The organism is Streptomyces sedi, assembly GCF_006335015.1.
GTDB classification, from domain to species: domain Bacteria; phylum Actinomycetota; class Actinomycetes; order Streptomycetales; family Streptomycetaceae; genus Streptomyces; species Streptomyces sedi.
The window spans coordinates 173,898-186,414 of the sequence record NZ_VDGT01000010.1 but is presented as its reverse complement, the minus strand read 5'-3'; the positions used below and the strand labels follow the sequence as shown (position 1 = coordinate 186,414).

Genomic DNA, 12,517 nt, shown 5'->3' with positions numbered 1-12,517 from the left:
TATCAGCTCTCACTGACAACGCGTCCCGGGGGTGAGACGGATCACCACGGACTTGCTGACCGGCGTGTTGCTGCTCTCCGCCGTGGCGTCCAACGGCACCAGCACGTTGGTCTCCGGGTAGTACGCCGCGGCGCAGCCCGGCGCCGTCGGGTAGTGGACCACCCGGAAGCCGGGCGCCACCCGTTCCGTCCCGTCCGTCCACTCGCTGGTCAGGTCGACGAAGTCGCCGTCGGACAGCCCCCGTTCGGCCGCGTCCCCGGGGTTGACCAGCACCACCCTGCGCCCGCCCCTGATCCCCCGGTAGCGGTCGTCGAGGCCGTAGATCGTGGTGTTGTACTGGTCGTGCGAGCGCAGCGTCTGGAGCAGCAGCCTGCCCTCGGGCACCTTCGGGTAGGTCACGGGACCCGCCGTGAAGTGGGCGAGCCCCGTGGCGGTGGGGAAGCGCCGCTCGTCGCGCGGCGCGTGCGGCAGGGTGAAGCCGCCCGGAGCGGCGACCCTGGTCTCGAAGTCCTCGAACCCCGGCACCACCCGCGCGATACGCGCGCGGATCGCCGCGTAGTCGGCCTCGAACTCCTCCCACGGCGTGGCGCTGCCCGCGCCCAGCACCCGGCGGGCCAGCCGGCAGACGATCGCCGGCTCGGAGAGCAGCGCGTCGGAGGCGGGCCGCAGCCGGCCCCGCGAGGCGTGCACCTGCCCCATCGAGTCCTCCACGGTCACGAACTGCTCGCCGCCCGCCCGCACGTCGCGCTCCGTGCGCCCCAACGTCGGCAGGATCAGCGCCCGCGCGCCGGTCACGCAGTGCGAACGGTTCAGCTTGGTGGAGACATGCACCGTCAACCTGGCGCGCCGCATCGCCCGTTCGGTGACGTCGGTGTCCGGGCTGGCCGCCACGAAGTTCCCGCCCATCGCGAAGAACACCCTGGCCCGCCCGTCGCGCAGCGCGCGGATCGCGTTGACCACGTCGTGGCCGTGGTGGCGCGGCGGCTCGAAGCCGAACTCGTCGCGCAGCGCGTCCAGGAACTCCTCGCCCGGCCGCTCCACGATGCCCATCGTCCGGTCGCCCTGCACGTTGCTGTGCCCGCGCACCGGACAGACCCCCGCGCCCGGGCGACCGATATTGCCGCGCAGGAGCAAGTAGTTGACCACTTCCTTGATGGTCGGGACCGCGTGCTGGTGCTGGGTCAGCCCCATCGCCCAGCACACCACCACGCTGTCGGCCGCCAGCGTCATCTCCAGCGCCCGCTCGATCTCCTCCCGCGCCAGCCCGGTGGCCGCCAACGTCTCCTCCCAGCCGGTCGCCAGCGCCGCCTCGGCCAGCTCCGCGTAGCCGTGGGTGTGGCTGTCGACGAACGCGCGGTCCACGGCGTCCCGTTCGACGATCAGCCGGTTCAGCATCCGGAAGAGCGCCTGGTCGCCGCCGAGCCGCACCTGGAGGAAGAGGTCGGTCAACGCCGTGCCGCCGCCGACCAGCCCGCGCGGCGTCTGCGGGTTCTTGAACCGTTCGAGCCCGGCCTCCGGCAGCGGGTTGACGGTGATGATCCGCGCGCCCCCCGCCTTGGCCCGCTCCAACGCCGATAGCATCCTCGGGTGGTTGGTCCCCGGGTTCTGCCCGGCGACCACGATCAGGTCCGCCCGGTAGAGGTCCTCCAGGAGCACACTGCCCTTGCCCACACCCAGCGTCTCCGTCAGCGCCGCGCCGGAGGACTCGTGGCAGAGGTTGGAGCAGTCCGGCAGGTTGTTGGTGCCGAACTCGCGGGCGAGGAGCTGGTAGAGGAAGGCCGCCTCGTTGCTGGTGCGCCCCGAGGTGTAGAAGACGGCCTCGTCCGGCGATTCCAGCGCGGTCAACTCCTCGGCGACCAGGTCGAACGCCTCGTCCCAGCCGATCGGCCGGTAGTGGCTCGCGCCCTCCGCGAGATACATCGGCTCGGTCAGCCGGCCCTGCTGCCCCAGCCAGTAGCCGGAGCGCCCGGACAGCTCCTCCAGCGAGTGCTCGGCGAAGAACGCGGGCGTGACCCGGCGCAGCGTCGCCTCCTCGGCGACCGCCTTCGCGCCGTTCTCGCAGAACTCGGCGCGGTGCGGCTTGTCGGGCTCCGGCCACGCGCAGCCGGGACAGTCGAACCCGTCCCGCTGGTTGACGCGCAGCAGCGTCAACGCGGTGCGCCGCGCCCCCATCTGCCGCTGGGCCATCCGCAGGCTGTGCCCGACGGCCGGCAGCCCGGCCGCCGCGTGCCGCGGCGCGCCGACGTCGGGGGCGTCCTGGACCGGGTCATCGCCGGGCGGCTTCGCTGTCATCGCTGCTTCAACCTCGACTCCGCTGGGGTCCGATCCGCCGGCCGCGGCCCGGCCGGCGCGACGTCCGGCCGGGCCGCGGCTGGCGGGCGTCGACGGCCGTCGTCCGCCCGATCGTCCCACGGCGGGAGAGGAGTGTCAGTGGTCCGTGGCAGGATCGACGACGTGGTTGAGAACGCATCGCAGAGCACCCAGACGCCCCGCCTGCTCCTGTTGGACGGGCATTCCCTGGCCTACCGCGCCTTCTTCGCCCTTCCGGCGGAGAACTTCACTACGGCCGTCGGCCAGCCGACCAACGCGATCTACGGGTTCGCCTCGATGCTCGCCAACACCCTGCGTGACGAGGCGCCCACGCATCTGGCCGTCGCCTTCGACGTCTCGCGGAAGACCTGGCGCTCCGAGCGGTACGCGGAGTACAAGGCCACCCGTTCCGCGACGCCCGACGAGTTCAAGGGCCAGGTCGAGCTGATCGGCGAGCTGTTGGACGCGATGCGGGTGCGCCGCTTCGCGGTGGACGGCTTCGAGGCGGACGACGTGATCGCCACCCTCGCCACCCAGGCGGCGGGGGAGGGGTTCCAGGTCTCCATCGTCACGGGCGACCGGGACGCGTTCCAGCTGGTCACCGAGCAGATCACCGTTCTCTACCCGACCAAGGGCGTCTCCGAGCTGACCCGCTTCACCCCGGAGAAGGTCCTGGAGAAGTACGGCCTCCCGCCCGCCCGTTACCCGGACTTCGCCGCGCTGCGCGGAGACCCCTCGGACAACCTCCCCGGCATCCCCGGCGTCGGTGAGAAGACGGCGGCCAAGTGGATCAACCAGTTCGGCTCGCTCGACGACCTGGTGGCCCGCGCGGACGAGGTGAAGGGCAAGGCCGGCCAGTCCTTCCGCGACCACGTCGAGTCGGTCAAGCTCAACCGCGTCCTCACCGAGCTGGACCGCGAGGTCGAGCTCGGCTGCCTCCCCGCCGAGCTGGCCCGCGAGCCGTTCGACACGGCGGCGGTCACCGGACTGCTGGAGGCCCTGGAGTTCCGCAACGCCAACCTTCGCGACCGGCTCTTCTCCGTCGACCCGGGCGCCGCCGAGAGCGAGGTCTCCGTCGCCGAGGGCGTGGAGATCGACGGCGAGCTGCTGGCCGAGGGGGCGCTCGCGCCCTGGCTGGAGGCCAGGGCCGGCGCGCCGCTCGGCGTGGCGACGCGCGACAGCTGGCAGTTGGGCGCCGGCTCCGTCGCGGCGGTCGCGCTGGCGGCGGCCGACGGGCCGGCCGCCTGGTTCGAGCCGCAGGCGCTGGGCGCGGCGGACGAGGCGGCGTTCGCGGCCTGGATCGCCGACGCCGAGCGCCCCAAGGTGCTGCACGGCGCCAAGGAGGTCTTCCGGGTCTTCGCCGAGCACGGCTGGCGGGTGGACGGCGTCACCATGGACACCGCGCTCGCCGCCTACCTGGTCCAGCCGGGCCGGCGCTCCTTCGCTCTGGACGGCCTGAGCGTCGAGTTCCTCGGCCGCGAGCTGGCCAGGCCGGCCGAGGACAACGGCCAGTTGGCCTTCGGCGCCGACGACGAGGCCGAGGCCGAGACCCTGATGCGGGAGGCCCGCACCATCCTCGACCTGGGGGAGCTGTTCGTCGGCCGGCTCGCCGAGGTCGGCGCCGCCGAGCTGCTGACCGACCTGGAGCTGCCGGTCTCCGCGTTGCTGGCCAGGATGGAGCGCGCCGGCATCGCGGCCGACCGCCCCCATCTGGTGGCGCTGGAGGAGCAGTTCGCGGTCGCCGTCCGCCAGGCGGTCCAGGAGGCGCACGCCTCCGTCGGCCACGAGTTCAACCTGGGCTCGCCCAAGCAGCTCCAGGAGGTCTTCTTCGGTGAGCTGGGCCTGCCCAAGACCAAGAAGACCAAGACGGGCTACACGACGGACGCCGACGCCCTGCTCTGGCTCGCCGGCCAGACCGAGCACGAGCTGCCGGTGATCATGCTGCGCCACCGTGAGCAGGCCAGGCTGCGGACCACGGTCGAGGGCCTGATCAAGACGGTCGCCGCCGACGGCCGCATCCACACCAGCTTCCAGCAGACGGTCGCCGCCACCGGCCGTCTCTCCTCCACCGAGCCCAACCTCCAGAACATCCCGGTCCGCACCGACGAGGGGCGCGCCATCCGGGGCGGCTTCGTCGTCGGCGAGGGGTACGAGACGCTGCTCACCGCCGACTACAGCCAGATCGAGCTGCGGGTGATGGCGCATCTCTCCGAGGACGAGGGCCTGATCGAGGCGTTCACCTCCGGCGAGGACCTGCACACCACCGTCGCCTCCCAGGTCTTCTCGGTGGACAAGGACGCGGTGGACGCGGAGATGCGCCGCAAGATCAAGGCCATGAGCTACGGCCTGGCCTACGGCCTCTCCGCGTTCGGGCTCTCCCAGCAGCTGGCCATCGCCCCCGACGAGGCGCGCAAGCTGATGGACACCTACTTCGAGCGCTTCGGCGGCGTGCGCGACTACCTGCACCGGGTGGTCGAGGAGGCGCGGGTCGTGGGGTACACGCAGACGCTGATGGGCCGCCGCCGCTACCTCCCGGATCTCGGCAGCACCAACCGCCAACGCCGCGAGATGGCCGAGCGGATGGCGCTCAACGCCCCGATCCAGGGCACCGCCGCCGACATCGTCAAGGTCGCCATGCTCCGCGTCGACCAGGCCCTGGCCCGGGAGGAGTCGCGCAGCCGGATGCTGCTCCAGGTGCACGACGAGATCGTGCTGGAGATCGCGCCGGGCGAGCGGGAGCGCGTGGAGGAGTTGGTGCGGCGCGAGATGGCGGGAGCGGTCCAGTTGCGCGCCCCCCTCGACGTCTCGGTCGGCGCCGGCGTGAGCTGGGAGGCCGCGGCGCACTGAGCGCCCCCGCCACGCGCACACGTTCGCCACATCGTCACACCACCCTCTCCCGCCGTTCCCGTCCCGGGAACCAACGGTGGTCTAGCGTCGTCGGTCACGGAGGGAGAGCGTCAACGAGGGGAAGCAGGCGTGGGGTTGCGCATCAGCAGGATTCGCAGGGGTGTCTCGGGATCGGCGGTGGCCGCCGCCGCGATGGCGGCCCTGACCGCCTCTCAGGCGTCCGACGTCCTCGGCCAGGACAGCGCGCCGCCGCAGCGGCCCGAGCGCTCCTCGGCCGAGGAGCCGTCCCCGGAGAGCCGGGGGCCGGTCGAGCTGCCGTACCACACCGACCTTCCGCCCCTGGACGGCGTCGAGCCGGGCGAGGGCGCCGAGGAGGGGCAGGGCGGCGGCGACCGCCTCTCCGACGAGGCCGGCATCCCGGCCACCGTGCTCGACGCCTACCGCCGGGCGGCGGCCAGGGTGGCGGAGACCGATCCGGGCTGCCGCCTCGACTGGGAGGTGCTGGCCGCGATAGGCAAGGTCGAGTCGGGTCATGCCAGGGGCGGTGACGTCACCGCCGACGGCACCACGGTCAACCCGATCCTCGGCCCCGTGCTCAACGGCGACGGCTTCGCGAACATCTCCGACACCGACGGCGGTGCCTACGACGGCGACGCCCGCTACGACCGTGCCGTCGGCCCGATGCAGTTCATCCCCTCGACCTGGGCGCGTTGGGGCGCGGACGGCAACGGCGACGGCGACTCCGACCCGAACAACGTCTACGACGCGGCCCTCGCGGCGGGCAACTACCTCTGCGCCAACAACCGCGACCTGTCGGACTCCGACGACCTCGACCAGGCCCTGCTGAGCTACAACCGTTCCTGGGACTACGTCCGCACGGTCCGCTCGTGGCTGGACTTCTACCGCGAGGGCACCCAGGAGGTGCCCGACGGCCAGGGGAGCCTCCCCGGCTCGCCCGGCCCGGGGAACCCGGACGCCGCCGACCTTCCCGTGGAGCGCCAGGACCGCGGCGGCGACCCCCGCCCGCAGCGCCCCGACCGGGACGGGGGCGCCGACTCCCGCCCGCCGTCCGAGTCCGAGGGCGAGGTCCGTCCGACGGACCCGGGGGAGAACGAGCCCGAGCGGCCGGAGGACCCGGACGTGCCGGAGGAGCCGGACGAGCCCGGCGATCCGGATGAGCCCGGCGATCCGGATGAGCCCGGTGACCCGGATGAGCCCGGTGACCCGGAGGACCCGGAGGAGCCGGAAGATCCCGACGAGCCCGGCGAGCCGCAGTGCCCCGAGGACCCGGACGCGCCGGGAGACCCGGAGGACCCGGACGCGCCCGGCCAGCCCGGCGAGGGCGACGGTGACGAGACGCCCGAGGACCCGGAGCAGCCGGAGAACCCCGACGACCCCGGGAGCCCGGAGCAGCCGGGCGAGGGTGACGAAGGCGAGGACGGCGAGGACGGCGAGTCGGGTGGCGAGGACGGCGACGAGGGTGGGGAGTGCCCCGACCCCGAGGACCCGGACGGCGACCCGGAGAACCCCGACGACCCCGAACAGCCAGGTGAGGGCGAGGAGAACGAGGAGGAGGCCGGCGGCACGCCGGACGGGGACGCCCCCGCCACGGTCACCCGCCGCACCGCGTGAAGTGTCCGGAAAGCGTCCGGTCGCCGCGTCCCGCACGGCGCGGCGGCCCGGACGGGCACCGGACGGTCACGAACCGTCGGGGAAAATGCGCCGGGTTTGGCCCAATAGCGCCCCTCGTGGGGCGAACCGCGCATTGACCCTGATCGGATGCCCCCGTATGCTATAAGACGCGCTGCGGACTTGCGCGCCTCGGACGGAGCAGGTCGCGCTCGCATCCGCTGTATGTCCTCTCGGTTGGTGAGGCGTGTTTCGGGTCCCTCGGGGCCGGGAGCCGCGCTTCTCAGGCTGTCCGGCTACGGCAGGTGCGATATTGGTCTTCGGCGTAGCAGTGCCTACCAATATGTCCGTACCGGAGCCCTTTACCACATGACGAGCAGCACCGAGACCACCGCGACCACGCCGCAGGTAGCGGTCAACGACATCGGTTCCGAGGAAGCCTTCCTCGCCGCGATCGACGAGACGATCAAGTACTTCAACGACGGCGACATCGTCGACGGCGTCATCGTGAAGGTCGACCGGGACGAGGTCCTGCTCGACATCGGTTACAAGACCGAGGGGGTCATCCCCTCGCGCGAGCTGTCGATCAAGCACGACGTCGACCCCAACGAGGTCGTCGCCGTCGGCGACGAGATCGAGGCCCTTGTTCTCCAGAAGGAGGACAAGGAAGGCCGCCTGATCCTCTCCAAGAAGCGCGCCCAGTACGAGCGCGCCTGGGGCACCATCGAGAAGATCAAGGACGAGGACGGCATCGTCACCGGTACCGTCATCGAGGTCGTCAAGGGCGGCCTCATCCTCGACATCGGCCTCCGTGGCTTCCTCCCGGCCTCCCTGGTGGAGATGCGCCGGGTCCGGGACCTCCAGCCCTACGTGGGCAAGGAGCTCGAAGCCAAGATCATCGAGCTGGACAAGAACCGCAACAACGTGGTCCTGTCCCGCCGTGCCTGGCTGGAGCAGACCCAGAGCGAGGTCCGCCAGACCTTCCTCACCACCCTCCAGAAGGGCCAGGTGCGCTCCGGCGTCGTCTCCTCCATCGTCAACTTCGGTGCCTTCGTGGACCTGGGTGGCGTGGACGGCCTGGTGCACGTCTCCGAGCTGTCCTGGAAGCACATCGACCACCCCTCCGAGGTCGTCGAGGTCGGCCAGGAGGTCACCGTCGAGGTGCTCGACGTCGACATGGACCGCGAGCGCGTCTCCCTGTCGCTGAAGGCCACCCAGGAAGACCCGTGGCAGCAGTTCGCCAGGACGCACCAGATCGGTCAGGTCGTGCCCGGCAAGGTCACGAAGCTGGTGCCGTTCGGCGCGTTCGTCCGGGTGGACGAGGGCATCGAGGGCCTGGTCCACATCTCCGAGCTGGCCGAGCGCCACGTGGAGATCCCGGAGCAGGTCGTCCAGGTCAACGACGAGATCTTCGTCAAGGTCATCGACATCGACCTGGAGCGTCGTCGGATCAGCCTCTCGCTGAAGCAGGCCAACGAGAACTTCGGCGCCGACCCGATGGTGGTCGAGTTCGACCCGACCCTGTACGGCATGGCGGCGTCCTACGACGACCAGGGCAACTACATCTACCCCGAGGGCTTCGACCCGGAGGCGAACGACTGGCTGCCCGGGTACGACAAGCAGCGCGAGGAGTGGGAGCGCCAGTACGCCGAGGCGCAGACGCGCTTCGAGCAGCACCAGGCGCAGGTCATCAAGTCCCGCGAGGCGGACGCCCAGGCCGAGGCCGAGGCGGCCGGTGGCGGCGGCGGTGGCGGCGGCCAGCAGTCGGGCGGCGGCTCCGGCGGCGGCTCGTACTCCTCCAGCCCCTCGGAGGACTCCGGTGCCCTGGCTTCCGACGAGGCGCTCGCCGCGCTGAGGGAGAAGCTGGCCGGCGGCCAGAGCTGACCCAGCCCCCACGGGGCTGAAACACCCGTGCACGAGGGCCCGTCTCCCCTGGGAGGCGGGCCCTCGGTGTTTCCTCCCGTGTCTTTCCGGGGCATGGTGGAATGCCCCGGCGGGCGGGGGCGTTGACCCGTCAGACGCGAGACAACGGAAGGGGAACGGGGACAGTGCGTGATCCACAGGAGTTGTACGCGTGGGAGCCCGACGGGATCGCCCGGGTCGAGGAGGCGGTCGGCGCCCCGGACAGCGCGGGGCCCGTGCTGCTGTACCACTTCGAAGGGTTCATCGACGCGGGGGACACCGGGGGCCAGCTCGCCGAGCAGTTGCTCGAACTGCCCGGTGTGACGGTGGCCAGGTTCGACCATGACCGGCTGGTCGACTACCGGGCCCGACGCCCGTCCATGACCTTCAACCGCGACCGGTGGACGTCCTTCGAGCAGCCGTCGTTGGAGCTGCGACTGGTCAGGGACGCGACCCACCAGCCGTTCCTCCTGCTGACCGGTCCGGAGCCGGACACGGAGTGGGAGGGGTTCGCCGCGGCCGTGCGGCACCTGGTGGAGCGGCTGCGGGTGCGGCTCGCGGTCAGCTTCCACGGCATCCCGATGGGCGTCCCGCACACCAGGCCGGTGGGGCTCACCCCGCACGGCAACCGCGCGGAGCTGGTGCCCGTGGGGCGTTCGCTCTTCGACGAGGCGCAGGTGCCCGGCAGCGCGGCGGCGCTGGTGGAGCTGCGGCTGGAGCAGGCGGGGCACGACGTGCTGGGCGTGGCCGCGCATGTGCCGCACTACATCGCCCGTTCCCGCTACCCGGACTCGGCGCTGGTGGTGCTGGAGGCGATCACCGCGGCCACGGGGCTGGTGCTGCCGGAGGCGGTGCACACGCTGCGGGTCTCGGCGTTGAAGACGCAGGACGAAATCGAACGCGAGCTGGCCGAGGGCGAGTCGGACCTGGTGGCCGTGGTGCGCGGGCTTGAGCAGCAGTACGACGCGGTCGCCGGGGCCGCGACCAGGAGCAGCCTGGTGGCCGAGCCGGTGGAGCTGCCGTCGGCCGACGAGTTGGGCGAGGTCTTCGAGCGCTTTCTCGCGGAGCGCGAGGACGGCGACGGGCAGGCGTAGCGTAGCCTGCGGCCATGGTGGCTGTGGGGCTGACCGGTGGCATCGGCGCCGGCAAGAGCGAGGCGGCGCGCGCCCTCGCGCGCCGGGGCGCGGTGATCGTGGACTCCGACGTGATCGCCCGCGAGGTGGTCGCGCCGGGGACGCCGGGACTGGCGGCGGTGGTCGCCGAGTTCGGTGACGAGGTGCTGACGCCGGACGGCGCGCTGGACCGCGAGCGGCTGGGCCGTGTCGTCTTCGCCGACGCGGAGCGCCGCCGCGCGCTCAACGCCGTGGTCCACCCGCTGGTGGCGCGCCGTGCGGCGGAGCTCCAGGAGGCGGCCGGTCCCGACGCGGTGGTGGTGCACGACGTTCCGTTGCTCGCGGAGGAGGGGCTGGCGCACCGCTATCGCGCGGTGATCGTGGTGGACGCCTCGGACGCGACGCGGTGGGTCCGGCTGACGGAGGGGCGCGGGATGAGCGAGGCCGACGCGAGGGCGCGGATGGAGGCGCAGGCCGGCCGCGAGGAGCGGCTGGCGGTCGCCGACTTCGTGTTGGACAACGACGGCACGTTGGAGCAACTCGACGCGAGGGTCGAGGAGTTGTGGCCCCGGCTGGTGGCGCTCACCGAGTCGGAGTGAGCGGCTGTGAGGTGGTCCCGTACCGTGGCGCGGAGGGTGCCCGGGGGACTACCGTGGGTCGCATGGACCTTGATTCGGCCCTTGCCCTGGTGACCGCTGCGGCGGGCAGCGTCGCCACGGAGGCGGGGCGGCACGCGTGGGATTCGTTACTTTCCCTGACCCGTCGCATCACGGGCCGGCCGGAGCCGGTCGACCCGGCCGACGAGGACTCGGTGCGGGTGTTGGTCGGGAGGATCTCCGATCGCGCCGAGGCGGACGAGGAGTTCGCCCACCAGCTGCGCGACTGGGCGCGGACGCACCAGACGCTGGTGGACGCGCGACAGTCGCAGGTGCGCAACGAGATCTCCGGGGACGCGAGGATCACCGGCCCGGTCGTCCAGGCGCAGGACATCACGGGACCGATCACCTTTGGTCCCTGAGCGTCACCGGGCGTTCGGAAGCGACACGGAGCCTCAGCCGGTGCGTTGGCGCTGGAAGCGGCGCTCGACACGGCCGCGGACGCCGCGCATCCGCCGGCGCACGCGGTGCATCCGGGGGTTGCGTTCGCGTTCCTCGCGGGAGACGCGGTCCAGCTCCGCGGCCAGCTTGGTGGAGCGCTTCTCGCTGTCCAGCTCGTCGAGGAGCCGGTCGACCTCGGCGAGCATCGAGCCGTGCCACTGCCACTGCTTGGGGTGTTCCTGCACCCTGGCCAGGAGCAGTTGGGCGACGTGCTCCCGGCTGATCCTGGCCGCGTCCAGCTCGATCTCCAGGAACGCCTCCGCCTCGTCGGCGTCGCTGCTGAGCGGGCTGGTGATCAGGGTGGCGTAGCTGTCGACCGCGCCGGCGAGGTTGCTCAGCAGCTCCCGCACGGCGGGGGCGACATCCTCGGCGAAGAGCGGCTGGTCGCCCCGGAGCGCCGAGAGGTCGGTGAGGTTGCGGGAGAGGGTGCGCAGGATGACCGCGCAGACCTCCAGGGTGTCGAGGCCGGTGCGCAGCACGATCCTGGTCAGCACCGGCTCCTTGGCGCGGGGGTTGAAGCGCAGGCTCTCCTCGGCCTGGGTGAGCGAGGCGTCGACCTGGGCGACGTCCTGGTCGAGCTGGCGCGCCTCCTCCAGCTTCTCGGAGAGCGTCTTCAACCGGGGCTCGCGCTCGCTGGCCTCCTCGCTCAGCCGCATCAGCAACTGGCGCATCCGCCGGGCCTGTTCCTCGATGTCGTCGCCCGCGGAGCGCACCCAGACGGGTGGGACGAAGACCAGGTTGAACAGCAGCCCGACGACGGCGCCGATCACGGTCTCCACGACCCGGTCCAGGGCGGTCTCGGCGACCTGGGTCACGCCGAGCACCAGCATCGCGCTGATCGCGACCTCGGGAACGAACTCGCTGACCCGCACCAGGTGGCCGGCGGTCAGCGCCGAGAGGATCAGCAGTCCCAGGCTCCACCAGCTGAGGCCGACCACCGAGCTGAAGGCGGAGGCCAGCAGCACGCCCGTCACCACGGCGTTGACGCGCCGCACCCCGGTGGTGATGGTGGCGTAGAGGGTGACCTGCACGACCAGGAGCGCGGTGAGCGGTGCCAGCAGCGGGGCGGTCACGTCCGTCAGCCAGAGAGCGGCCATGTAGGCGAGGGTCGCCGCCGCGGCGGACCGGACGGTCTGGATGCCCACGGGCTCGGCACGCCGCTTGGCGAGGTCGATGATCTGCTCGGAGACATCCGGCATCTGTCTCCCCTTTCGCTCCTCTGTGGTGTTTTCGGAAAACACCTGACAAAAGATGTCATCTGACGGGTTCAGAGGAGCGAACCCCGGGGAGGTCTGCGCGTCCCGGTCGCCGGAACGGGGGGAGTGGCGGGGCGAGTGGCGGGGGTGACGGGGTGTCGGGTGGCGGCGCGTCCCGGGGCGGCCGGCTCAGGGCGGGGTGGTGAGCCGCATCAGGGTGAGCATCTCGCTCTGGAGCTCGGCGGTGAACGGCTCGTCCTCCGGCCGTTCGTCCTGCCCCATCGGGACGGCGAGCCGCCCGCCTCCCGTCATCCACGCGTTGAAGGCGCGCATCAGCAGGATGAACTGGTCGGCCGGTAACCGGGCGCGCAGCGCCTCCACATAGGGGACGAGCTGCGGGGGATCGGTGGCGTCTTCGGTCATG

9 protein-coding genes are annotated in these 12,517 nt (G+C 72.0%); 6 read left to right on the top strand and 3 right to left on the bottom strand.

The window, feature by feature from the left end; all coding sequences use genetic code 11:
- Positions 1–9: 9 nt before the first annotated feature.
- Positions 10–2,292, bottom strand: a complete 2,283-nt coding sequence (locus FH715_RS15430) for an FdhF/YdeP family oxidoreductase (RefSeq protein WP_139645573.1) — start codon at positions 2,290–2,292, stop codon at positions 10–12.
- A 162-nt stretch (positions 2,293–2,454) separates the two neighbouring features.
- Between FH715_RS15430 and polA the strand changes: the two genes are divergently transcribed.
- The 6 genes from polA (at position 2,455) to FH715_RS15400 (ending at position 10,818) form a co-directional block, all read left to right on the top strand.
- The gene (polA, locus tag FH715_RS15425) at positions 2,455–5,157 is read left to right on the top strand and encodes a DNA polymerase I (RefSeq protein WP_139645571.1); all 2,703 of its coding nucleotides are present in this window, start codon (positions 2,455–2,457) and stop codon (positions 5,155–5,157) included.
- A 129-nt stretch (positions 5,158–5,286) separates the two neighbouring features.
- Positions 5,287–6,789: a lytic transglycosylase domain-containing protein gene (locus FH715_RS15420; RefSeq protein ID WP_246108759.1), complete on the top strand. Its 1,503-nt coding sequence runs from the start codon at positions 5,287–5,289 to the stop codon at positions 6,787–6,789.
- 366 nt (positions 6,790–7,155) lie between these two features.
- Positions 7,156–8,670, top strand: coding sequence for a 30S ribosomal protein S1 (rpsA, locus tag FH715_RS15415; RefSeq protein WP_139645570.1), 1,515 nt, complete (start codon positions 7,156–7,158; stop codon positions 8,668–8,670).
- A gap of 164 nt (positions 8,671–8,834) precedes the next feature.
- Complete coding sequence (locus FH715_RS15410; RefSeq protein ID WP_139645568.1) at positions 8,835–9,782, top strand: proteasome assembly chaperone family protein; 948 nt, start codon at positions 8,835–8,837, stop codon at positions 9,780–9,782.
- Positions 9,783–9,796: 14 nt separating this feature from the next.
- Positions 9,797–10,399 (top strand): dephospho-CoA kinase, encoded by a 603-nt coding sequence (gene coaE / locus FH715_RS15405; protein WP_139645566.1) that lies wholly within the window; start codon positions 9,797–9,799, stop codon positions 10,397–10,399.
- 62 nt (positions 10,400–10,461) lie between these two features.
- Positions 10,462–10,818: a hypothetical protein gene (locus FH715_RS15400; RefSeq protein ID WP_139645563.1), complete on the top strand. Its 357-nt coding sequence runs from the start codon at positions 10,462–10,464 to the stop codon at positions 10,816–10,818.
- 33 nt (positions 10,819–10,851) lie between these two features.
- On the opposite strand, the gene FH715_RS15395 is transcribed toward FH715_RS15400, so the two are convergent.
- Together FH715_RS15395 and FH715_RS15390 are read right to left on the bottom strand one after the other, a co-directional pair.
- Complete coding sequence (locus FH715_RS15395) at positions 10,852–12,096, bottom strand: FUSC family protein (protein ID WP_139645561.1); 1,245 nt, start codon at positions 12,094–12,096, stop codon at positions 10,852–10,854.
- 186 nt (positions 12,097–12,282) lie between these two features.
- The gene (locus FH715_RS15390) at positions 12,283–12,516 is read right to left on the bottom strand and encodes a hypothetical protein (protein WP_139645559.1); all 234 of its coding nucleotides are present in this window, start codon (positions 12,514–12,516) and stop codon (positions 12,283–12,285) included.
- Position 12,517: the final 1 nt, after the last annotated feature.